Here is a 21,125-nt window from a genome sequence, read left to right as displayed (position 1 = left end):
AGGGGATGAGCAGCCCTCTCCGCCCGTTTCCCGTGACGCTGGTCGGTCGCATCGTCGTCCTCGAGCCTCTCGCGGAGGAGCATCTCGAACCGCTTCGCTCGGCCATCGGCCGCCCGGAGGTGTTCGCGAGCGGCTACGGCGGCGGTCCGGCCGGGCTCGACGACTCGGCGGAGGGGTTTCGCGCCTTCGCCGCCCGTTACTACCCGTGGACGACGGGCACGCCGTACGCCGTGCTGCTCGACGGTCGCGTCGTGGGCACCAGCTCGCTTGCCGACTTCGACGAGAAGCGGGAGGCGGCGCACATCGGCTGGACGGCCTACGCCCCCGAGGTGTGGGGCACCGCGGTCAATCCCGACGCGAAGCGCCTCCTCTTGGGCCGCGCTTTCGACAGCGGTTTCTCGCGGGTGAAGCTCCAGGCGGATGCGGCGAACGCCCGCTCGCGTGCGGCGATCCTCCGGCTCGGCGCCGTCTTCGAAGGGGTGCTGCGCCGCGACCAGCGTCGGGCCGACGGCAGCTGGCGGGACACCGCGGTGCATTCGATCCTCGCGGAGGAGTGGCCGGCGGTGCGGGAGGGGCTCGACCGGCGCATCGATGCGGCTCTCGCCGTAGCGTCCGAGCCGCCGCTCGCGCAAGCGCTGACCAGGCCGCGTCTCGGCGAGTAAGAAGGAGGCATGGAACGCATCCTCTCCGCGGGCAGCTCGGTGTTGACGGGGACAGCGATCGCGCGAGCGCTGCTGCGCTATGCGGAGGCGCTGGCGCTGAGCGACGGCTCGGCCGCGGTCGAGATGCCGGTGAGGCCGGCTGACGGGGCGTCTCGCACACCGTGGCCGAGGCGGGTGTCGCGCCACCCCGCCAGGAGCATGGCGAGCTCCCGGCATCGGGCGAGGGCGAGACCTGGTGATCAGCGGGGTCGCCCCCGCCGGCGCGGTTAGAATCGATACCCACGTGCTCACTTCGTCCCTCTGGGACGTGCGATCGCCCGAAGGGAGAAAAGCCTGATGGGAAGACTGATCTACGATTCCACGCTGGAGGCCGACTTCGACGATCGGCTGCTGGCCCACTTGCAGATCGTCATCGGCTCGAAGCTCTCCCGCAACGAGTCCTTCTATTTCTCGTGGAAGGACTCTCAGGCCGTCGGCGATGGCCGCACGTCCATCTGGCTGCACCCGGCGATCCCGTTGCGCTTCAAGTATCACGGCGGCCGCGCGCCGAACATCAACCCCGACTGGATCCGTCAGCTCCTCGCCGACTCGCATACAGCCCACGGGCTCCGCATCAGCGAGGAGCCGCACGGCGGCGTTCGCCATACCGAGGAGGGCATGCTGTGAAGCGCGTCGAGATCATCTACGGCGGCACGCCGTACAGCCTCACCGAGACGACGGCCGCCGAGGTGCGGGCCGATGTCGAGCGGGCGCTAGGAGGCTCCTCATCGTGCTGGCTCACGGTCAACCAGGGCGAGGGCGAGCCGCGTGCCACGTCGATCCTGATCACTCCGGGAGTCGCGTTGTCGGTCGCCGACGTCGCGCTCTGAGGGAGGCACCCCGCGAGGATCGCGAGGAACTCGCGTGGGACCTCGCTCGCGAGGTAGCCGGCCGGGGTGTTGCGCGAGGCGGGTGTCCGCCTCCGTGTGCAGGAGCGCGCCCCACGCCGCCACCCACGGGCCCACCTGGGCCCGCCGCTCGCTAGGGTCGGGTCCGTGAAGCAGACGAGAGCGATGATGGGGGCGGGTCTTCTGGCGGTGTTCGCGCTGGCCGGGTGTACGGCGCCCGAGGCGGCTCCCACCCCCTCCGACGCCGGGGCTCGAGCGGAGGCGCGCGACCGGGTGGCGACGCTGGTCGCCTCGCTCGCGCCGCAGGAGGACTCCTTCGGTTTTGCGCGCGAGGCCACTGCTGCCGCCGCCGAGGGTGTCGAGCTGATCGGCGTCGAGTCGTCACCTGCCGAGCCGGGAGACGCCTTCGGTTCGTTGTCGTTCCGGGTCGCGGTCGATGCCTCCTCGTTCCCCGATGTGACGGACCTCCCCGCCGCGTACTGCTTCCTCGTGCCGTTCGCCGGCTCCGGGCCCGCCGCGGGAGCCGAGGACGGCGGCGTGGAGCAGATCGACTGCCCGGCCGACGCGACGGTGATCACTCCGCCTCCCGCACAGGAGTGACCGGATCGCGCTCGGCGGCCGTCACCCCCGACCCTCCTGCGGGTTCGCCGCCCGCGTCGGCCCGCTCGTCCGCCGACACTGCCGTGACCGCGGCGGCCAACGTCTCGGGATCGCCGAGGATGCGGAAGTGTCCTCCCGTCTCGATCCGCACGTTCACGGCGCCCGCGAGCACGCTGCCCTCGGGGATGTGCGGATCGAAGGCTGCGAAGACCGAGGTGATGCGGGCGTTCGGCCCGGTTCGGCTGGCCAGCAAGAGGGTTGTGGCATCGCGCGGCGAGAAGGAGCGGAGGCTCGTCAGCACGAGGTACGGCGCGTAGCGCGAGCCCCCGAACGGCGCCGCCACGGCGACCATGCGGTCGACCCTGCCGTCGGGATCCAGCTCGCTCATCACGTACTTGCCCACGAGGCCGCCCTTGCTGTGAGCGATCATGACGACGTCGCGCAGGTCGTTCTCGGCGAGGTAGGCAGCGACGTCCTCGGCGGTGCGGACGACGGGCCGTCCGTTGCGGCGGAGACTCGTCAGAACGTGCACCGGATGCCCGCGAGCGTGCAGCGGGTCGATGATCGGACGGAGGAAGGACCAGGGCTCCCAGATGCCGGGCAGGACGACGAGGGGTCGCAGATCGCCGTCGAGGTAGTCGTCGGGCGCACGACGCGACACGGCACCGCGGAGCTGCCAGGCGAGCGCGTAGGCGTAGTCCAGGATCCACCAGCGAGCCTCGCGCAGAAGCCGCCTCATGCCGCCGACTCCGACGTCGGGACGGCGACGTGCAGGGCCGCCGTGAACCGCATCGCCTCGCACGCGAGCGCCTCCGGTTCGGTGCGGGGGACCACGTGGCGCGACCGCGCGAACCCGACCGGCGTCCCCTTGTGCGTCGAGCGGAGGAGCCGCTCGCACCAGTCGCGTGTCGCGATCGGATCGTCGCGCCCCCGCTGACCCATGGCCGCGGTGAGCGGCGAGAAGGTGCGATGCGACATGCCGATCCCGCGCGGGACGACGAGAGTCTGTGCGGCGTTCGTCGGCCCCGTGGCGACGGAGTGCAGCTCGACCCCGTCGGCCTCGTGACGCACCAGGGGCGCGGGCCGGTTCGATGTTCGTCGCATCTCCTCAGGCTAGGGAGGGGGATGCTCGCGTGGACGGGGTTGCGCCAGAAGCCGGACGATCTCCCGCCCGATCCGGCCTGTGGAGGACGCTCGCCGTCCAGGAGACCGGCCCGACCGACTCACTCCCGCCTCGTCTTCCAACGCGGAGCCGCCACGGAGATCGTGGGCCTCTTCGCGGGGCCGCGGTATCCGACCCGCCTGCTGCGACTGGTCCGCCCGCCGATCATGCCGCTGCCCTCGACGATGATCGTCCAGGGTGTTCACTCCGACGACGTGGCGGAGGCGTTCTGGAGGGCGCTCGACCGGCGCGCGGGCGGCGCTTTCAACATCGCTGCGGAGCCGGTGCTCACGCCGCAGCGGATCGCCTCCGCGTTCGGCGCGCGCTGGGTCAGGGTGCCCACGGGCGTGCTCCGGAGCGTGATCACCGCGACCTGGCGCCTGCGCGTGCAGCGCACCGACGCGGGCTGGCTCGACGTCGCGACGAACGTGCCCGTCATGTCGACCGAGAAAGCGCGGACGGTGCTCGGCTTCGAGCCCGCCAGGACCGCGGAGGAGGCGCTGCGCGACTGGGTCGCGGGACTCACGGACCGCTCGACTGTCGCGGGGTCGCCGGCACTGCGCGGCTGAGGACGCGGATCTGCCGCAGCAATCGGAAAGGCGACCAGCATGTTCTTCCCAGGCGGCGATCGTCGCCGGGGCGGGCGCCCGACCGGTCGACAGCAGGGGAAACCCGTGGCAGGTCCCGTACATCGCGGCGAGCGGCACCCTGCTGGCCGACTTCACGGCAAACGCCTCCGAACCGACCCCCGACGGCAAGGGCGAGTTCAGCTACCGCGTCGCGGAGCAGGGCGGCGGAGTCACGATGCCGCCGCCAGCCACCCCGGACGAGCGCTTCTACGGCACCACCCCGAAACCGAACATCGTCGAGAAGGCGGTCGGCGCCGTCAAGGACGCCGTGGCGAAGAAGTAAGTGCACCGCGACTCCGATGAGGTGAGCGTGACGCGAATAGTGGCATTCCGCGAGTCGGCGAGCAAGCCCCTCTCTGCACTCAGGGGACGGGGAGAATCCGGCTTTACCGTCTTGCCAACGATCAGCGAAGGAGGCACCACCATGGGGCTCGATGACAAGATCAAGAACGCCGCACAGGACATCGCCGGCAAGGTGAAGGAAGCCGTCGGCGACCACCGCAATGACGAGGACCTGAAGGCCGAGGGTCAGAAAGACCAGACCGCGGCCTCTGCCAAGAAGGTCGGCGAGGACGTCAAGGACGTCTTCAAGTAGACCGGACGACGACGAAGGCGGCGCTCCCTTCGGGGGCGCCGCCTTCGTCGTTCGCGGGCCTCCTAGGGCTTCAGCACCACCTTGATGCAGCCGTCCTCCTTCTTCTGGAAGGTCTCGTACAGGCCCGGAGCGTCCTCGAGCGGGGCCCGGTGCGTCACCAGGTCCATCACGCCGAGCGGGTCGGAGGGGTCCTCGACGAGCGGCAGCAGCTCGTCGATCCACCGCTTCACGTTGCACTGGCCCATTCGCATCGTGACCTGCTTGTCGAACATCGACTTGAGCGGCAGCGGGTCGGCCTCGCCGCCGTAGACGCCGCTCAGCGAGACGGTGCCTCCGCGGCGCACCAGGTCGAGGGAGGCCGTCACCGCGGCGAGCCGGTCGACGCCGACGGTGTCCATCGCCGCGCGTGCGAGCGGGTCGGGCAGCAGGTTGGCCATCGACTGCGCGAAGGAGCCGACGGGCGAGCCGTGCGCCTCCATGCCCACCGCATCGATCACCGAGTCGGGTCCGCGCCCGTCGGTCAGCTCGCGCAGCTGCTGCGTCACGTCGTCGCTGAGGTCGAAGACCTCGACTCCGTGACGCGCCGCCATCGCACGCCGCTCGGCGACGGGGTCGACTGCGAGCACGCGGAAGCCGTGGTGCAGGCCGATGCGGCTCGCGAACTGTCCGACCGGGCCGAGCCCGAAGACGACCAGGGAGCCTCCCTCGGGCACCTGGGCGTAGTCGACCGCCTGCCACGCGGTGGGCACGATGTCGCTGAGGAACAGGTAGCGCTCGTCGGGCAGCTCGGAGCCGACGACGACCGTGTTGTAGTCGGCCAGCGGTACGCGCAGCAGCTCGGCCTGACCACCCGGGACCTGGCCGTACATCTTCGTGTAGCCGAAGAGCGACGCTCCGGAACCGTACTCGGTCACCTGCGTCGTCTCGCACTGCGACTGCAGTCCGCGGCGGCACATGAAGCACTCGCCACAGGAGATGGTGAAGGGGACGACGACGCGGTCGCCGACCCGCAGGGAAGTCACCGCGGAGCCCACCTCCTCGACGATGCCCATCGGCTCGTGCCCGAGCACATCGCCCTTGTCGAGGTAGGGGCCGAGGAGGCGGTACAGGTGCAGGTCGGAGCCGCAGATCGCCGTCGAGGTGATCCGCACGATCGCGTCGGTGGGCTGCTGGATGCGGGGATCGGGCACGGTCTCGACCGAGACCTTCTCGACGCCCTGCCAGGTGAGTGCTCGCATGCTTCTCTCCGTTTCTCCCGGCTCGCGCCGGGTCTCTTCCTCCACCGCACACCCCGCCGTGGCGGGTCGGCAGGGGCTTGACGGCCCTGAGCCGGCACGCCCGGCGGATTCCCGGTTCGTCAGGCGACCTGTTCGCCGTTCAGAGACGTCCACCTTGCTTTCGGGTGGGCAGTGGTGAGATGGAGCAATGGATGCTCTTTACACCGCTATCGCCCACGCCTCCGGTGGAGGACGCGATGGGCACGTCCGCACCGAGGACGACCGCCTCGACCTCGACACCCGTGCACCGCGGGAGCTCGGCGGCTCCGGAGACGGCACGAACCCGGAGCAGCTGTTCGCCGCGGGGTATTCCGCGTGCTTCCTGAGCGCGCTGCACGGCGCGGGTCGCGCCCTGAAGATCGACACGGGCGACGCGGCCGTCTCGGCGAGCGTCTCGATCGGCAAGAACGACTCCGACGGCTTCGGTCTCTCGGTCGAGCTCGACGTGTACGTCCCGAAGGCGAGTGCCGAGGACGCACGGTCCGTCGCCGACAAGGCGCACACACTGTGCCCCTACTCGAACGCCACGCGCGGCAACATCCCGGTGCAGATCAACATTGTCGACTGAACTCTGCTCGCCTCGACGAGAGGCTCCCTCTCTCGCCGGGTGGGGGCCGCTCCTCGTTCCGCGCCGTGGCACAGGCAGTCCGTTAGGGTCGAACGCATGATCGAGGATCAGTCGCGTGAGCTAGCCGCGGCCCGGGCCGAGCTGGAGCAGATCCGCCAGAGCATCGACAACATCGATGCGGCTCTGATCCATCTCCTCGCCGAGCGTTTCAAGTTCACGCAGAAGGTGGGGTGGCTGAAGGCGACCCACGGCCTGCCACCGGCCGACCTTGAGCGCGAGGCGCGTCAGATCGCGCGGCTGCGCGCGCTGGCGGTGGAGGCGCACCTCGATCCCGCGTTCGCGGAGAAGTTCCTGGGTTTCATCGTTGCCGAGGTCATCCACCATCACGAGCGCATCGCGAACGGCATCGAGGACTGAGCGTTCAACCCTCGATGCGCAACAGGCCGGGGCGCGGCGCCGTGCGTTCGCGCAGCGTGCTGAGCAGCAGCGCGTAGTCGGGAAACAGTCGATCGGCGCGGAGCGTCGGAAAGCTCCGGCCCAGCGGCACCTCCGTCACCCTGCCGCTCATCTCGACGAGCACTAGCCGGAGGTGACGCTGGGCGGTGGGTGCGCTCGCCACGACGGTCCGCAGCGATTCGAGCGGAAACACGACTCCGTCGACCTGGATGGCCGAATCGGAGACGACGATCGCGTCGGGGAGCCCGGGGCGTAGCGCCAGTCGCAGGGCGGTGAGGCCGAGCGGCAGCGAGAGGGCGAGGACGCCGGCGCCCAGCGCGATCTGCGTCCGATCGCCCGCAGGATCCTCCGCGAGCGCCACGGCGAGCACTCCGGCGGCCAAGGCCTCCGTCGCGACGAGGAGCAGCACGAGCGCCCGCCACCGCAGGGCGGAGCGCTGCGGGCGGAAGAGCACGGGACGCCGCGCGGAGGCTTCCGCTGCCGGGAGCGCGTCGCGCAGTCGGGCGGTCGCGCCGAGGTCGGCGAGGAGCGCCTCCCGCTCGTGAGGTCGGAGGTAGGGGCAGCGGACCTCGACGCCGTCACCCGAGCTCCATGCGAGGAATCCCCCGCCCCGCTCGATCTCCATGAAGCGGACCCAGCGGCGCGGCCACTGCTCGCGGCGCCTCCGGCCGCGCAGCAGCACCACCGACGAGGGCGTGGTCACGATGCGCGTGGGGGTGACAAAGAGCGAGATGGCCGACACCGCGCAGATGAGGATGGCGATTCCGGCGAACACGAGCGAGAGGACCGTCTCGTCGATCACTCCGCGGCGATCCGCGAGGATCGTGAACGGAACGAGCACCGCCGCCGAGAGGGTCGCGAGGAGGCGGTTGAGCAGCGCGCGCAACCGCAAGGCGACCGACGGGCCATAGACCCTCGTCGCCTGAGCATTCGTCGGCTCCGACTCCACCGCGCCAGCCTAACGGCCGAAGCCTCGGGAAGACGCTACGTGATCCGGCTGCAGCACGGTCTCCGGCACGGTCACCCCAGGTCTGGGGTGGCTGACCTCCGTGAACATGTGCGCGCCCAGAGGGAGCTCGAATGGCACGTACAGCGCGGCAGTCCCGCCGAGCGGGCAGAGGCCGGGGAGGCGCGCGTCTCCCCGGCCGTGCGCCTACGCCTCCGCGGTGCGCACCAGGGCACGGAGAGAGGTGACCCGCCGGCGCGCTATCGCGACGACCGTGAGCAGCAGCCCGAACAGCAGCCAGAGCACGAGGCCGACCACCGCGCCACCCGTCCCGCCGGTGCCCTCGACGACTCCCGCCAGCGCGTTCTGCGCGGCCGAGAGCGGTAGGACGTCCAGCGCCGTGTCGAAGACCCCTGGCGCCGTCGAGATGATGCCGGCGCCGAGGCCGATCACCGCGGCGACCATCGAGATGAACCTGCCGACGCCTCCGAGCAGTGCCACCAGGCCCTGGTTCACTGCGGCGAAGGAGGCGCCCGCCAGCATCGAGAGCAGCGCGAAGCCGATCCAGCGTCCGGGGGCGAGGCCCGCCACGTTGCTCATCACGATCGCGACGACCAGTCCCTGCACGAGGCCGATCACGAGGGCCGGAACGTAGGACGACAGCGCCAGCGCGGCCGAGGAACGGGTCGACGACAGCGCCCGATGCGAGAACGCCGCAAGGACCAGGAAGGTCGCGAGAGCGCCGAGCCACAGCGCGATCGTGGCGAAGAAGGGAACGCTCGAGGCGCCGAACAGGTCGCTCGTGTCGCTCGAGTTCGTCACCGGGTCCGACACGACGTCGGCGAGGTTCTTCGACTCGGAGTCGGTGTAGCTCGGCAGCTGGGCCACGGCCGAGCCGAGACCGGTCGCGAGCGAGCGGGTCCCGTCGGCGAGCTGCACGGCGCCGTCCGAGACGCCGCCCGCGCCCTCGGCGAGCTGCTTGGCTCCGTCCGCGGCGGAGGAGGCGCCCGTGGCGAGCGCCGCGGCGCCGCCCGCTGCCGAAGTGGCTCCGCCCGCGAGCTGACGGGCGCCGTCGGCGCTCGCCCCCGCGCCGGTCGCGAGCTGTGCGGCGCCTCCCGCTGCGCCGTCGGCCCCCGCGGCGAGCTGCGTCAGCCCGTCGGCGAGTTGGCCGATGCTTCCCGCGAGCGACCGCGCGCCAGCGGCGGACTGCTGCGTGCCCGCGACGAGGGAGGGGGTGCCGTCGGCACCCTGCGTGATGCCCGCGGCGATGCCGGCCGAGTACGCCGCGGTCACGCCCGCCTGGTGGAGCGCGCCGTCCGTGTTTCCCGTGTCGAGCTGCTTGCCCGCCTCGGCGAGGATGAGCGCACACGCCGGGGTCTCCTTCGAGCACGACTTCGCGAGTTCCGCGATCGTCCCGAGCGCAGTGCCAGTGGTCACCGCAGACTGCGAGGCCGCCTGGGACGCGGTCGTCGCGGAATCGCCCAGCTTCGCCACTCCGCCCGCGAGGGTGTCGAGGCCGTCGGCGAGGCCTGAGGCGCCGCCCTGCAACGACGTGGCGCCCGTCGCGGAGGCGCGTGCACCCGTCGCGAGCTGCGAGACGCCTCCCGAGAGCGACGTGGCGCCCGAGCCCAGCTGCCCGATGCCGTCGGCGAGGGCGGAGGCGCCCGTGCCGAGCTGCGCGACGCCTCCCGAGAGCGAGGACGCGCCCGTGGCGAGATCGCCGATGCCGTTCGCGAGGCTGCTCGTGCCGTCGGCGAGCGACGACGCGCCTGTGCCGAGCTGCTGAGCACCGTCCGCGAGCGATCCCGCGCCGTCGGCGGCCTTGCCGATCTGGTCGTGGAGGGTGTTGAAGCCCACATAGAGGTTCTGGAGGTAGGTGGTTGTCAGCTGCGTGTTGAGCAGGGAGGTCGCGGTGCTCGTGACCGTCGCCGAGATGGCGTCGTCGACGAGCTTGGCCTTCTCGCTCGTCGCGATGTCGATCGTGGCCTTGGTTGCCTTCGCGGCGTCTCCGGCATAGGAGGTGGCCGCGGCCGAGAAGGTGGAGGGGATGGTCACCACGGTGGCGTAGCTGCCGTCGGCGAGGCCCTTCGCTGCATCGTCCTTGTCGGTGAGGACCCACGTGAAGTTGGTGGTCGAGGTCGACCCCGACACGTCGGGCACAGGGGTCGGGCTCGCCGACGGGGTCGCGGTAGCCGTCGGATCGGAACTCGCCGCGCCTCCGGTGACGAGGCCCGCCGCGAGCTGTCGGCCCAGCGGCACGGTCTGGCCGTTGATCTGCACCGGTGTGTCCTCGTTCACGACCGCGGCCGTGATCGAGTTGAGGCGCTCGGTGGGGTTCCAGAGCGCCCACACCAGGAGGCCGCCGATGACGAGGGGGACCAGGACGATCCCGAGAAGCGTCACCCAGGACACCTTCTTGACGCCGCGGGGGCGTTCGAGCGAGAAGAGAGCCATCTGTCAGAGGACCTTTGCGATCGCGCGGCGCTCGGCCACGGGGGAGACCGCGAGCTCGTCGCGGTCGGGGAGGATGTCGTCGAGCGCCTCGGCGTCGACGGAGGAGGCGACCACGGTGAAGGCGTGCCCGGCCTGCTCGGACCGGCTGCGCGCCGACTCGAGCTCGGCGCGGATGCCCTCGCGCAGGAGCGGATCGGTCACCGTGTCGAGGTCGTCGATCACCACGATCGGAGGCGCCGTCTCGAGCGCCGCGCGCACGTCGGCGACGGGATCGGCGGCTCCCGCGAGCCGCACGAGACCGACCCGCCCGCGCACCGCGGCGGACCGGATGGGGACGACGAGGCCGTCGACCTTGAGGCGACCGGAGTCGGGTGCCATGCGCCCCGCGAGCGTGAGCAGCAGCGCGGTGCGGCCCGAGCGGTGCGGCCCGTGCACGACGAGGGAGGCGCCGGCCGGCACGCGCACCGCGACGTCGCGGTAGACCGGGCCGTCTGGGCCGTCGAGGCAGAGGCCCTCGGCCGCGATCGCGTCGGCCGACCCGGGTTCGGGCCAGTCGGCGAGCGCGAGCTCCTTGGTGAGCCCCTCGCCCTCGACGTCGAACGAGGGCAGGAGGCGGTCGAGCCACGCCGGCATGTGCCAGGCGCGATCGCCGAGCAGGTGCAGCACGGCCGGCACCAGCGTCATGCGGACGATGAACGCATCGACGAACACGCCTACCGCGAGACCGAGCGCGATCGGCTTGATGTTGATGTCCCCCTCCGGCACGAACGCGGCGAAGACCGAGAACATGATGATCGCGGCCGCGGTGACGACCTTCGCCGAGCCGACGAAGCCCGACTCGACCGCTGCCCGCGCCGGACGCCCGTGCACGTAGTCCTCGCGCATCCGCGAGACGAGGAACACCTCGTAGTCCATCGCGAGGCCGAACAGCACGCCCATCAAGATGATCGGCATGAAGCTGATGATCGGCCCGGTCTTATCCACGTGGACGGCGTCCGCGAACCATCCCCACTCGAACACCGCCGACACCGCTCCGAAGGAGGCGCCGACCGAGAGCAGATAGCCGAGGGTCGCCTTGAGCGGCACCCACAGAGAGCGGAACACCATCGTGAGCAGCACCAGCGAGAGGCCGACGACGAGCAAGCCGAACGGCAGGAGCGCCCTCGCGAGCGTGTCCGAGATATCGATGCCGACAGCCGTCTGACCGGTCACCGCCAGGTCGACACCATATTTCTGCTGGAAGTAGTCGTGCTTGTCGCGGATCTCGGAGACCAGCGCCTTGGTCGACTCTGAATCGGGACCGCCGCTCGGGATCACCTGGATGATGCCGGTGTCCGCGGTCTGGTTCGGGGTGGCCAGGGGCACGGAGGCGACGCCGTCGAGCTTCTCGATCTCTCCCTTGAGGTCGCCCATCAGGCCGAGCGGGTCGGTCGAGCCGATGATCGTGCCGGTGACGATGAGCGGACCGTTGTAACCCGGGCCGAAGTTCTCGGCGAGCAGGTCGTACGTCGTGCGGGCCGGCGAGCCGACGCTCTGCGAACCGGCGTCGGGGAGCGCCAGCCGAAGGCTCAGCGCCGGGATGCTGGCGACTCCGAGGACCCCGACGACCGCGATGATCGTCACGAGGGGGAACCGGGTGACCACCCGGACCCAGCCGCGGAAGAAGCCGCGCGGCACCTCGGCGTGCGGATGGCTGCCGGACGCAGACACCTCCTCGGCGGCCGTCGGATCGGCGTGGGCACTCGCGGCGGCCTTGCGCTTCGCGCGCCGCTCCTTCGGTCGCAAGCGCTCGCCCGCGAAGCCCAGCAGCGCGGGAGTGAGCGTGAGCGCGATGACCACAGCGATCGCGACTCCGCCCGCCGCCGCGATGCCCATCGTGGTGAGGAACGGGATGCCCGCGACCGAGAGCCCGGCCAGGGCGATGATGACGGTCAGGCCGGCGAACACCACCGCGGAGCCGGCTGTCGCTGTCGCGCGCGCGGTCGACTCCTCCGGGTCCATGCCCTGCCGCAGTTGGTCTTGGTGGCGACTGATGATGAAGAGGGCGTAGTCGATGCCGACGGCGAGGCCCAACATGAGCGCCAGCAAGGGAGTCGTCGATGAGATCGTGGCGAAGCGGGTGGCGATGAAGATCGCCGACATCGAAAGGGCGACCCCCAGGAGCGCCGTCACCAGTGGCATGCCCGCCGCGAGGAACGAGCCGAAGGTGAGCACGAGGACGACGAGCGCCACGACGAGGCCGATCGCCTCCGTCGCCGAGACCGCGGGCAGGTTCTGGGCGAAGAGGTCGCCGCCGAGCGAGACGACGGAGCCGGCGGGCAGCGCCTCCTGGAGCGTCGTCGCCTCCGCCTTCAGCGCGTCGCGACTGGCGACGCTGGTCGTGGTCGCGGAGCCGTCCATCTGAGCGGTGAGGACGAGGGCGTTCTCCTTCTCGGAGATGGTGCCCGAGACGGTGCTGGAGTAGGGGTCGGTGACGGCGGCGACCTCCTCGACCGTGCCGAGGGCGGTGACCGCCTCGCTGACGGGGCCTTTGATGGCGGCGTCCTGGACGCTGCCTCCGTCGGGCGCGACTACCACGTAGCGGGCGGAGGTGCCGCTCACTTGCGGGAAGGTGCGCTCGAGCTGGTCGAGCGCGGTCTGCGACTGCGTGCCCGGGATGGCGAAGGTGTTGTCGGTGCCCTGGTTGAGCAGCAGCGCGCCTCCTCCTCCGGCGAGGACGATGAGCAGCCAGAGGGCGGCGACGAGACGGTGGCCGCGATAGACGCGACGACCGAGGCGGTAGAGCAGCGACGACACGCGGTCTCCTGACAGTGGTGAGGACGGGCGATACGGCTCTGTACCCAGAGCGTGCACTCGCGCTCTGATACACGAGCGTATCGGATACAGGAGCGTATGGGATACGTGAATGCATCGCGTACAGTGAAGAGCGACGAGAGTATCCAGTTCGGAGGTGCAGGGTGACCACGGTCGACCACGCTGTCCCCGAGACCTCTCGTCGCGGACGCACGCGGGAACGTCTGCTCGAAGCCGCCTACGACGTCTTCGCCGAGACCGGGGTGCACACCGCCTCCGTCGAGCAGATCTGCGAACGCGCCGGCTTCTCGCGCGGCGCCTTCTACTCGAACTTCTCGACCAAGGAGGAACTGTTCTTCGCGCTGATGGAGCGCGAGAACGGCGCCCGGATCAGCGCGCTGGTCGAGCAGATGGGGCGCACCATCCCCAAGGTCGTCGACGGGCCGTTCACCGCCGAGACTCTCGCGGTGATCATCCTCGACTTCCTGCAAGGCCCGGCCGGCGACAACCGCCGCTGGTGCCTGGTGGAGTCGGAGTTCGAGCTCCTCGCGTTGCGCGACACCCGGATCGCGTCGCAGTACCGCGACTTCCGCGCCGGGTTCGACGCCTCGCTCGTGCAGATCGTGGAGGGGGCGCTGCACCAGGTGGGCAGGACCTTCTCGCTCGATTCGACGACCGCGGTCCGGCTGCTCATGGCGGGATACGACGATGCGGTGAAGCGCTCGATCCTCGCGGGGGAGTCGGACGAGGAAGCGCTGGAACGCCTGCGGACCACGCTCATCGCGCTCGTGCTGGCGATTTCGGCCCCCCTCGCCCGAACCGGGCCCGACGGCAGGGGTCGAGGGCATGCCCGAAGCCCGGATGGCGTTCACAACTCAGGATGGAATGGCTCCGAGGCCACGCCGACTCGCGTAATTGCGGGCGCTGACTCGGTCTCATCCTGAATTGTGAACCGGAGAGGCGGTGCGGGAGCGCGGCGCTCGACGGACGGCCTCCCCGCTCGGGGCGCACGGCGGGTTAGAGTCGCGTGGTGGCCCGCCAGACGACACTGCGTATCGTGATCGCCCTCTCCTCGACGCTCCTGCTCGCGGGGTGCACGTCGGCGGCCGATGTGCCGGCGGGAAGCGGTGAGACGAGCGCGGCCAGTTCGGCGACACCGGACTCTGCGGCACCGGAATCCGCTGCGACCGGAGTCGCGGCGACGCCTCGTCCCCTCCCGAGCGTGTCGACCACGCCGATCCCCGTCTCGACCGAATGCACGGTCCAGACGCTCGGCACCGGGACTCTCGACGGCGTCGATCTCGAGGTCGTGCGCGATCGGGGCCCGCGGACCGGCGCGAACGGAACGGTCACGAACGCGTCCGATGGCACGCCCGCCTCCTACCGCGTCGTCTCAGGCGACAGTCCGGAGCCGATCGCCGAGCGGTTCTGCCTCAGTCCCGACTACCTGGACGCCCTCAACTCGGTGCGACGTGACGGCGTGAGCCTCGACAGCCTCTTCGCCGGCGACACCCTCAACTTGAGGCCCTCGACCGTCGTCAGCGTCGGTGATCAGAACGGGCGAGTGCTCGACAACACCGAGCCCGACGACCTGCCGGCCCAGGGCCGCTGACCGCGCTCCCAGACCGCACCGTGCAGACTCCGGGGGCTCAGCCGAAGTGGCGCGGCAGCACGGCCGCGTGCACTGCGCGCAGCTCGTCGAGAGGCACCACGAACAGCCCCTGCACTTCGATCGCGGGAGTCGCCGCGTCGGTCACGCCGATGCGCAACACCGAATAGCCGCGTCCCTCGCAGAGCCCCCGGAACTTCACATCGTCCTCGCGCGGCACCGATACGAGCACGCGGCCGGTCGACTCCGAGAAGAGCGCGGCCGTCGCATCGACGCCGTCGCGCTCCTGCAGCTCGTCGAGCCAGATGCGTGCACCGACACCGAAGCGCATCGCGCCTTCTGCCAACGCGACCGCGAGGCCGCCGTCGGCGAGGTCGTGGGCGGAGGCGATCAGCGACTCCTTCGCACCCGCCGAGAGCAGCTGGGCGAGGTCCTTCTCGGCGGCGAGGTCGAGCTGTGGCGGCAGTCCGCCGAGGTGGTCGTGCACGGTCCCGGCCCAGGCGGAGCCGTCGAGTTCGTCGCGGGTCGTGCCGAGGAGGTAGAGGTTGTCGCCCTCGTCCTGCCACCCCGAGGGGATGCGGCGTGCGACGTCGTCGATGACGCCGAGCACGCCGACGACGGGGGTCGGGAAGATCGGCACGTCGCCGGTCTGGTTGTAGAACGAGACGTTGCCGCCCGTGACGGGGATCTCGAGTTCGAGGCACGCGTCGGCGAGCGCGCCGACCGCCTCCCGGAACTGCCACATCACCTCGGGGTTCTCGGGGCTGCCGAAGTTGAGGCAGTCCGAGACGGCGACCGGGGTCGCCCCGGTCACCGCGACGTTGCGGAACGCCTCCGCCAGCGCGAGGCGGGCGCCCTGCGCCGGGTCGAGCTGGCACCAGCGTCCGTTGGCATCGGTGGCGACCGCGAAGCCGAGTCCCGACTCCTCGTCGACGCGGACCATGCCTCCGTCGTCGGGGAAGCTCAGTGCCGTGTTGCCGAGCACGTAGCGGTCGTACTGCGAGGTGATCCAGCTCTTGTCGGCGAGGTTCGCCGAGCCGAGCAACGCGAGGGTCTCGGCGCGGAGGGAGTCTCCGTCGGTCGAGCGGGGCAGGCGCGAGGAGGAGTCGGCCTGCAGCGCGTCGAGCCAGGTGGGGTAGGCGATGGGGCGTTCGTAGACGGGACCGTCGACGGCGACGGTGCGCGGGTCGACGTTGACGATCTCCTCGCCGTGCCAGTTGATGATGAGGCGGCCGGAGTCGGTCACCTCCCCGAGCACGCTGGTCTCGACGTCCCACTTGCCGACGATCTCGAGGAAGGCGTCGAGCTTCTCGGGACGCACGACGGCCATCATCCGCTCCTGCGACTCCGACATGAGGATCTCCTCGGCCGTGAGCGAGGGGTCGCGCAGCAGCACCGAGTCGAGCTCGATGAACATGCCGCCGTCGCCGTTCGAGGCGAGCTCGGACGTGGCGCACGAGATGCCCGCGGCCCCCAGGTCCTGGATGCCCTCGACCAGGTCCTTGCGAAACAGCTCGAGACAGCACTCGATGAGCACCTTCTCGGCGAAAGGGTCGCCGACCTGCACGGCGGGGCGCTTGGTGGGTCCGCCGTCGGCGAAGGTGTCGGAGGCGAGGATCGACGCGCCGCCGATGCCGTCGCCTCCCGTGCGCGCGCCGAAGAGGACGACCTTGTTGCCGACCCCGCGGGCGTTCGCGAGGTGCAGGTCCTCGTGGCGGAGGACCCCGACCGCGAGCGCGTTGACGAGCGGGTTGCCCTGATAGACAGAGTCGAAATACGTCTCGCCGCCGATATTCGGCAGCCCGAGGCAGTTTCCGTAGAAGGAGATGCCGGCGACGACGCCGTGCACGACACGGGCCGTGTCGGGGTCGTCGATCGCGCCGAAGCGCAGCGCGTCCATGACTGCGACGGGTCGGGCGCCCATCGAGATGATGTCGCGGACGATGCCGCCGACTCCGGTCGCCGCCCCTTGGAACGGCTCGATGTAGCTCGGGTGGTTGTGGCTCTCGATCTTGAAGGTGACGGCCCAGCCCTCGCCGACGTCGACGACTCCGGCGTTCTCGCCCATGCCGACCATGAGGTTCTTCTTCATGGCGGGCGAGACCTTCTGCCCGAACTGGCGGAGATAGATCTTCGACGACTTGTACGAGCAGTGCTCGCTCCACATCACCGAGTACATCGCGAGCTCGCCGCTCGTGGGGCGCCGGCCGAGGATCTCGCGGATCTGGGCGTACTCGTCGGGCTTGAGGCCCAGAGCGGCGTACGGCTGCTCCCGCTCGGGCGTCGCCTCCGCGTTCGCTGTGGTGTCGGGAACGGCGATGCGGCTGTCTGCCATGCGGGGGCTCCAGGGGAGGGGAACGGGATGCGCGTCGATCCTACCGGCGTGCGCGAGCCCGCGATCAGGCCGAGCGGCACGCTCCGGAGTCGACGGATGCGGTGAGCGACGGCGCGTCGGCGACGACGGGACCGAGTATCGAGAGGGGGATCGCGTAGCCGACGTTGTCGACGGAGGCGGCCTTGCCGAAGACGAGCCCCGAGACGGTGCCGTCGAGCGAGAGCAGCGGTCCGCCGGAGTTGCCCTGGTTGACCACGGCCGCCAGGGTGAGGACTTCGCGCGAGGTCGGGGATCCGTCGACCATGAGCGCGACGGTCGCGTCCGAGGAGATCTGTGCCGCTCCGAGCGTCAACGGGCCGCCGAAGGGGTAGCCCGCCACGACGGCGTCGTCACCGACGGAGACGGAATCGTCGAGGGCGAGCGGCGGGGCGTCCAGCCCGTCGACGGCGATCACGGCCACGTCGGCGGTCGGGTCGAGGTAGACCACGCGGCCGGTGCGCGGCGCCTCCCCGGGGGCTTCGACCACCGGCTCGGAGACTCCGGCGACCACGTGTGCGTTGGTGATGACGCGGTCGTCGGAGGCGACGAAGCCGCTGCCCGTGATTCCGACGTCGCACGCCCAGGCCGTGCCCGAGACGCGCACCACCGAGCGGGAGGCGGTGGCGACCTCGGGGTCGTCCGTCGCGACGTCGGGGATGCGGGGCGCGGCAGTGGGCGCGTCGAGCGCCTCGACGACCCACGAGGTGCCCTTGTCGACCACGGTCGACTGCAGTTGCGCGAGGAACGCGCGCACCGGATCGGGGGTGAGGTCGTCGATCGATCGGATGACCGTCGAGCCGGCGATCGAGGTGGTGACGAGCGGCACGCCCAGCAGCGAGACGGCGGAGGTGATCGCGATCCAGACGAGGCCGGTGATGGCGACGCCGGCGACGCCTCCGGCCAGCCGGTCGAGAAGGCCGAGCTTGACCTTGTCTGCGCCGCGGCCGATGATCGCGCCGATCCTCGCTCCGATCGCATAGCCGATGCCGAGCAGCAGGATCGCGGTGCCGATCACGGCGAGCAGCCGCCACGGGTTTCCCGCGGCCCATACCGAGACGGCGGGTACGGCGAAGGAGGCGCCTATCGCGCCTGCGACGATGCCGGCGAGTCCGCCGATGGTGCGGAGGAGGCCGCGGCGCAGGCCGTTGGCGAGCGCGGCGACCAGGCTCAGCACGACGATCACATCGACGATGACGGAGGCGTTCAAGCTGGCTCCTCGGGTGTCGGACGGGGCGGGGGTGCGCGAGGCGGGTGCTCCAGCATGACGGACGATGCTTGGGGGGATGCTCGGAGGGCGAGGTATCGCTGCCGGCGCGGCGCGGCGGCCACTCCGCGGCCTCCAGGCGTGGGCCGTCAGAAGTACGAGATGCAGTACGGGGTCGCGATCGGCGCGAAGAAGCGGTCGGCCCGCTCTGGGTCGACCGCCAGCCGCGCGAGGCTCGCGCGGGCGAGGACCGACGGACGCACCGAGCCCAGAAGCAGGGAGCCCAGGTCGGCCACGTCGAGGTCGACGTCTGCGGCGGCGTCGGTGCGCTCGACGCGCCCTGTGCCTCCCGCCGTCGTGATGCGGTACCGGCCGTCGGCCAGCCCGAGCTCGTCGGACACCGCGACGACGAGGGCGTCGTCCGCCGTCCACGGGCGCGCCGAGAAGGCCGCGGCGACGTCGAGTATCCGCAGCCAGATCAGGTCGCCGACGCTCTGCACCTGCACGACGCGGGAGTCACGCAGCGCCCAGATCAGCGGGTCGTCGACCGGCGCCATGTCCCAGGTGATCGCCGAGGCGAGGTCCACGGACGCCAGGAAGCCCCAGAGCCCGAGGGACGCGTCGGCGCCGGGCGCGACCAGGTCGATGATCTCGAGGGTGTGGTCGCCCTCCGGCCCGACGGCTCGGTAGGTCACGAAGCCGTCGAGCGCTCCCGCCTCGTCGAGGTGCACGGCCGCCCGTACGTCGCGGCCCGGCGTCCGCTCGCCCAGTGGAGCATCGACCGAGCGGTCCTGCGCGCGCGACTGGCGCGTGATCGAGCCGGGGGTCGAGGCGTGGAACGCGGCGAACACCTCCGGGATGCGCGGCTGCAGCCAGGCGGCCGAGACGACCTCGACGCGCCCGGCTGGCTCGACGTGGAGCAGGAAGCGCGGGCCGGTGTCGACCCGGATCGAGTGGGTGAGGGCCGCGCGGCCGAAGCCGAAGCGACGGTAGATGGAGGCTTCGCTCGCCGTGAGCGCCGCGACCGGCGTGCCCGTCGCCCGGGCAAGGCGGAGGTCCTCCGTGATCATCGCGCGGAGGATCCCGCGGCGGCGGTGGGTCGCCCGCACGGTGACCTGCGAGATCAGGTGGGCCGGCAGCTCGCGGCCGCGGCCGAGCTGCAGCGCGCCGGGGAAGGAGGCGTAGGTGGCCACGGGCAGGCCCGCCCCGTCGAGTCCCTCGGGCGAGGCGGAGTCGTGCACCGCGGTGAGCGTGCGCCGGTCGGCGACCATGTGCTCGCCCCAGTCGCGCAGGCCGGCGGGGCTGAATTCCTTCTCGTGGAAACCGGCGCTCATCGCTGCGCCCCACGCGGCGGTCGCAGGCTCCGGCTCGCCGTCGGCGGTCAGAGTGGCGGGGAAGCGACGGAGTTCGAGACCGGGGAGGGACATCGCTCCAGCCTACGTACCCGCGCCGTCGGGGCGCCGTTCTCTCACGTCACAGCACCGTCCACCGTTTCTCGAGCGCCGCGTCCACCGCCTCCGCGAGCGCCTCCCGCCGCGCCTCCGGAGCACTGCCGCCGGTCGCGAGCACTCTCGCCGCCATCGACGCGATTGCCGCGCGGCGTCGCGGCAGTGTCGCGGTGTAGGCGCAGTCCCGCAACAGCTCCAGCGCCCGGGCGAGGTCTGCGACCTCCGCGAGCACCTCTAGCCGCCGCTCGAACGGCGACTCCGGCACGATCACGCGGAGGAAGCCGGCCGCGTCGTGGAACGCCGCCGGAGGATCCGGCAGTCGCGCCAGAAGGGCGAGCGCTGAGGCGAGCGCGTCGAGCGTCCCGTCGCGCGCGAGCGCCCGCAGCCGTGAGTCAACGTCCCCCGCCGGGCCCGGCCCGAGGGTGACCGCCCGCAGCGCAGCCTCGTCGAGCCGCCGCTCCTCTTCTTCGCTCGGCACCGCCTCCGTCGCCGACCACCAGGAGAGCAGCGGAGTCGCGGCGATCGCGAACGAGCCGACGCGACGCTCGAGCGCGATCACCAGCTGCTCGCGGGAGGCGAGCGTCACCAGGGCGTCGAGGTCGACGGCCAGCACCGTGGCCGATGTCGTCGGCAGCGCGGGGTGGCGGCCGGAGGGAGGCGTCACCTCCGCGCGCGTCCGCGCCCCCGGCCGGCGCTCGCTCTCGCGCGCGATCTGGTCTTCGAGGCTCGGGCCGCCCTGTCCTCGTCGTCGGATCCCGCGCGCCATGCGGCCACGCTACCGTCAGCTGCATGACCAGATTCCTCGCCCTCCTCCGCGGTGTGAACGTCAACGGCCGCACGGTCCGCAGTGCCGAGCTCGCCGAGACTGTCGCGGCGGTGGGCGTGGAGCGCGTGAAGACTGTCCTGGCGAGCGGCAACGTCGCCTTCGACTCCGACCGCCCGGCCGCCGAGCTCAAGCCCGCTCTCGAGGCGGCGTTGGAGGAGCGGTTCGGCTATGACGCCTGGATCGTGCTCCTCACGCAGGAGGCGCTCGCCGCGGCCGCCGCCGCGTACCCGTTCCCGCGCATCGACGACGAGGCGCACCCGTACATCGTCTTCGGCTCCGACGAGGAGGCGCTCGACGCGGCGGAGGCGGCCATCGGCGAGCCCGACCCGGCCGTCGAGCTCGTCGCTCGTGGTCAGGGCGTCCTCTATTGGCGCTGCCCACGCGGTTCCTCGACGGACACTCCGGTGTCGAAGGTGTTGGCGCGCGCCGCCTACCGCTCCAGCACGACGACCCGCAATCTGCGCACCGTCGAGAAGCTCGCCTCCGCCTGAGGGTCGAGCCGTCCGCCCGAGCCTTCCGCGCGGTCTGCATCGCTCCGACGCGACGCGGAAAGGCGCCACGGGCGGCGCGCAGATGACGGACGTGTAAACGGTTCCAGACGGTGCCCGGCGGGCGTATACGATACGTCCAGTCCG

The 21,125-nt window shown here is 71.2% G+C and carries 21 protein-coding genes and 1 pseudogene; 12 read left to right on the top strand and 10 right to left on the bottom strand.

All coding sequences use genetic code 11. From position 1 onward, the window contains the following. The first annotated feature begins 5 nt into the window (after positions 1-5). From ITJ45_RS00160 to ITJ45_RS00145, 4 genes are all read left to right on the top strand, one after another. A complete protein-coding gene (locus ITJ45_RS00160; RefSeq protein ID WP_194606832.1) occupies positions 6-662 on the top strand; it encodes a GNAT family N-acetyltransferase in 657 nt (218 codons plus the stop codon). Between the two features lie 336 nt (positions 663-998). Continuing rightward, complete coding sequence (locus tag ITJ45_RS00155; protein ID WP_194606831.1) at positions 999-1,328, top strand: ATP-dependent DNA ligase; 330 nt, start codon at positions 999-1,001, stop codon at positions 1,326-1,328. Next, positions 1,325-1,531, top strand: coding sequence for a hypothetical protein (locus ITJ45_RS00150; RefSeq protein ID WP_194606830.1), 207 nt, complete (start codon positions 1,325-1,327; stop codon positions 1,529-1,531). The genes ITJ45_RS00155 and ITJ45_RS00150 overlap by 4 nt, the downstream gene beginning before the upstream one ends. A 165-nt stretch (positions 1,532-1,696) precedes the next feature. Continuing rightward, complete coding sequence (locus ITJ45_RS00145; protein ID WP_194606829.1) at positions 1,697-2,149, top strand: hypothetical protein; 453 nt, start codon at positions 1,697-1,699, stop codon at positions 2,147-2,149. On the opposite strand, the gene ITJ45_RS00140 is transcribed toward ITJ45_RS00145, so the two are convergent. Both ITJ45_RS00140 and ITJ45_RS00135 read right to left on the bottom strand, forming a co-directional pair. Further along, positions 2,124-2,888, bottom strand: a complete 765-nt coding sequence (locus ITJ45_RS00140) for an esterase/lipase family protein (RefSeq protein ID WP_228493390.1) — start codon at positions 2,886-2,888, stop codon at positions 2,124-2,126. The genes ITJ45_RS00145 and ITJ45_RS00140 overlap by 26 nt on opposite strands. After that, complete coding sequence (locus ITJ45_RS00135; RefSeq protein WP_194606828.1) at positions 2,885-3,253, bottom strand: hypothetical protein; 369 nt, start codon at positions 3,251-3,253, stop codon at positions 2,885-2,887. Before ITJ45_RS00135 ends, ITJ45_RS00140 begins: the two co-directional genes overlap by 4 nt. 162 nt (positions 3,254-3,415) lie before the next feature. Between ITJ45_RS00135 and ITJ45_RS00130 the strand changes: the two genes are divergently transcribed. The 3 genes and pseudogenes from ITJ45_RS00130 to ITJ45_RS00120 all read left to right on the top strand — a co-directional run bounded on the left by ITJ45_RS00130 (position 3,416) and on the right by ITJ45_RS00120 (position 4,535). Then, on the top strand, positions 3,416-3,880 hold the full coding sequence (locus ITJ45_RS00130; RefSeq protein ID WP_194630371.1) for a hypothetical protein: 465 nt from the start codon (positions 3,416-3,418) through the stop codon (positions 3,878-3,880). A gap of 49 nt (positions 3,881-3,929) precedes the next feature. After that, positions 3,930-4,223, top strand: a pseudogene (locus tag ITJ45_RS14370) (manganese catalase family protein); the annotation flags it as partial. Positions 4,224-4,364: 141 nt separating this feature from the next. Then, positions 4,365-4,535 (top strand): CsbD family protein, encoded by a 171-nt coding sequence (locus ITJ45_RS00120; RefSeq protein WP_194607672.1) that lies wholly within the window; start codon positions 4,365-4,367, stop codon positions 4,533-4,535. 62 nt (positions 4,536-4,597) lie between these two features. Here the strand turns inward: ITJ45_RS00120 and ITJ45_RS00115 are convergent, their stop codons facing one another. Then, a complete protein-coding gene (locus tag ITJ45_RS00115) occupies positions 4,598-5,773 on the bottom strand; it encodes a zinc-dependent alcohol dehydrogenase (protein ID WP_194606826.1) in 1,176 nt (391 codons plus the stop codon). Positions 5,774-5,960: 187 nt separating this feature from the next. Between ITJ45_RS00115 and ITJ45_RS00110 the strand changes: the two genes are divergently transcribed. Continuing rightward, the gene (locus ITJ45_RS00110) at positions 5,961-6,380 is read left to right on the top strand and encodes an organic hydroperoxide resistance protein (RefSeq protein WP_194606825.1); all 420 of its coding nucleotides are present in this window, start codon (positions 5,961-5,963) and stop codon (positions 6,378-6,380) included. Positions 6,381-6,476: 96 nt separating this feature from the next. Further along, positions 6,477-6,797: a chorismate mutase gene (locus ITJ45_RS00105; RefSeq protein ID WP_194606824.1), complete on the top strand. Its 321-nt coding sequence runs from the start codon at positions 6,477-6,479 to the stop codon at positions 6,795-6,797. Positions 6,798-6,801: 4 nt separating this feature from the next. Here ITJ45_RS00105 and ITJ45_RS00100 read toward each other — a convergent pair whose 3' ends face one another. From ITJ45_RS00100 to ITJ45_RS00090, 3 genes are all read right to left on the bottom strand, one after another. Further along, positions 6,802-7,785: a hypothetical protein gene (locus tag ITJ45_RS00100; protein ID WP_194606823.1), complete on the bottom strand. Its 984-nt coding sequence runs from the start codon at positions 7,783-7,785 to the stop codon at positions 6,802-6,804. A 204-nt stretch (positions 7,786-7,989) separates the two neighbouring features. Beyond that, on the bottom strand, positions 7,990-10,236 hold the full coding sequence (locus ITJ45_RS00095; RefSeq protein ID WP_194606822.1) for a YhgE/Pip domain-containing protein: 2,247 nt from the start codon (positions 10,234-10,236) through the stop codon (positions 7,990-7,992). Positions 10,237-10,239: 3 nt separating this feature from the next. Further along, the gene (locus ITJ45_RS00090; RefSeq protein ID WP_194606821.1) at positions 10,240-13,032 is read right to left on the bottom strand and encodes an MMPL family transporter; all 2,793 of its coding nucleotides are present in this window, start codon (positions 13,030-13,032) and stop codon (positions 10,240-10,242) included. Between the two features lie 161 nt (positions 13,033-13,193). Between ITJ45_RS00090 and ITJ45_RS00085 the strand changes: the two genes are divergently transcribed. Continuing rightward, positions 13,194-13,973: a TetR/AcrR family transcriptional regulator gene (locus ITJ45_RS00085; RefSeq protein ID WP_194606820.1), complete on the top strand. Its 780-nt coding sequence runs from the start codon at positions 13,194-13,196 to the stop codon at positions 13,971-13,973. Between the two features lie 86 nt (positions 13,974-14,059). After that, positions 14,060-14,641 (top strand): hypothetical protein, encoded by a 582-nt coding sequence (locus tag ITJ45_RS00080; RefSeq protein ID WP_194606819.1) that lies wholly within the window; start codon positions 14,060-14,062, stop codon positions 14,639-14,641. A gap of 37 nt (positions 14,642-14,678) precedes the next feature. On the opposite strand, the gene purL is transcribed toward ITJ45_RS00080, so the two are convergent. From purL to ITJ45_RS00060, 4 genes are all read right to left on the bottom strand, one after another. Beyond that, positions 14,679-16,973: a phosphoribosylformylglycinamidine synthase subunit PurL gene (gene purL, locus ITJ45_RS00075; RefSeq protein ID WP_194606818.1), complete on the bottom strand. Its 2,295-nt coding sequence runs from the start codon at positions 16,971-16,973 to the stop codon at positions 14,679-14,681. A gap of 64 nt (positions 16,974-17,037) precedes the next feature. Beyond that, entirely contained in the window at positions 17,038-18,219 is a 1,182-nt protein-coding gene (locus ITJ45_RS00070; protein WP_194606817.1) for a MarP family serine protease, read from the bottom strand. A 146-nt stretch (positions 18,220-18,365) separates the two neighbouring features. Continuing rightward, the gene (locus ITJ45_RS00065; RefSeq protein ID WP_194606816.1) at positions 18,366-19,643 is read right to left on the bottom strand and encodes a GNAT family N-acetyltransferase; all 1,278 of its coding nucleotides are present in this window, start codon (positions 19,641-19,643) and stop codon (positions 18,366-18,368) included. Between the two features lie 46 nt (positions 19,644-19,689). Next, positions 19,690-20,430: a DUF2254 family protein gene (locus ITJ45_RS00060; RefSeq protein WP_194606815.1), complete on the bottom strand. Its 741-nt coding sequence runs from the start codon at positions 20,428-20,430 to the stop codon at positions 19,690-19,692. 23 nt (positions 20,431-20,453) lie between these two features. Here ITJ45_RS00060 and ITJ45_RS00055 point away from each other — a divergent pair, with 23 nt between their 5' ends. Further along, a complete protein-coding gene (locus ITJ45_RS00055) occupies positions 20,454-20,981 on the top strand; it encodes a DUF1697 domain-containing protein (protein WP_194606814.1) in 528 nt (175 codons plus the stop codon). The last annotated feature ends 144 nt before the right edge of the window (positions 20,982-21,125 follow it).

It is taken from the genome of Rathayibacter sp. VKM Ac-2879 (assembly GCF_015351245.1).
Lineage (GTDB): Bacteria > Actinomycetota > Actinomycetes > Actinomycetales > Microbacteriaceae > Rathayibacter.
Note: the sequence above shows the minus strand (reverse complement) of the source record. Positions and strands in the feature narration are given on the sequence as shown.

Bases quoted from the DNA above. Each gene is read 5' to 3' on its own strand.
- ITJ45_RS00065 (WP_194606816.1), bottom strand. From the start codon at position 19,643: ATGTCCCTCCCCGGTCTCGAACTCCGTCGCTTCCCCGCCACTCTGACC.
- ITJ45_RS00140 (WP_228493390.1), bottom strand. From the start codon at position 2,888: ATGAGGCGGCTTCTGCGCGAGGCTCGCTGGTGGATCCTGGACTACGCC.
- ITJ45_RS00115 (WP_194606826.1), bottom strand. From the start codon at position 5,773: ATGCGAGCACTCACCTGGCAGGGCGTCGAGAAGGTCTCGGTCGAGACC.
- ITJ45_RS00110 (WP_194606825.1), top strand. From the start codon at position 5,961: ATGGATGCTCTTTACACCGCTATCGCCCACGCCTCCGGTGGAGGACGC.
- ITJ45_RS00055 (WP_194606814.1), top strand. From the start codon at position 20,454: ATGACCAGATTCCTCGCCCTCCTCCGCGGTGTGAACGTCAACGGCCGC.
- ITJ45_RS00105 (WP_194606824.1), top strand. From the start codon at position 6,477: ATGATCGAGGATCAGTCGCGTGAGCTAGCCGCGGCCCGGGCCGAGCTG.
- ITJ45_RS00120 (WP_194607672.1), top strand. From the start codon at position 4,365: ATGGGGCTCGATGACAAGATCAAGAACGCCGCACAGGACATCGCCGGC.
- ITJ45_RS00160 (WP_194606832.1), top strand. From the start codon at position 6: ATGAGCAGCCCTCTCCGCCCGTTTCCCGTGACGCTGGTCGGTCGCATC.
- ITJ45_RS00060 (WP_194606815.1), bottom strand. From the start codon at position 20,430: ATGGCGCGCGGGATCCGACGACGAGGACAGGGCGGCCCGAGCCTCGAA.
- ITJ45_RS00135 (WP_194606828.1), bottom strand. From the start codon at position 3,253: ATGCGACGAACATCGAACCGGCCCGCGCCCCTGGTGCGTCACGAGGCC.
- ITJ45_RS00155 (WP_194606831.1), top strand. From the start codon at position 999: ATGGGAAGACTGATCTACGATTCCACGCTGGAGGCCGACTTCGACGAT.
- ITJ45_RS00095 (WP_194606822.1), bottom strand. From the start codon at position 10,236: ATGGCTCTCTTCTCGCTCGAACGCCCCCGCGGCGTCAAGAAGGTGTCC.
- purL (WP_194606818.1), bottom strand. From the start codon at position 16,973: ATGGCAGACAGCCGCATCGCCGTTCCCGACACCACAGCGAACGCGGAG.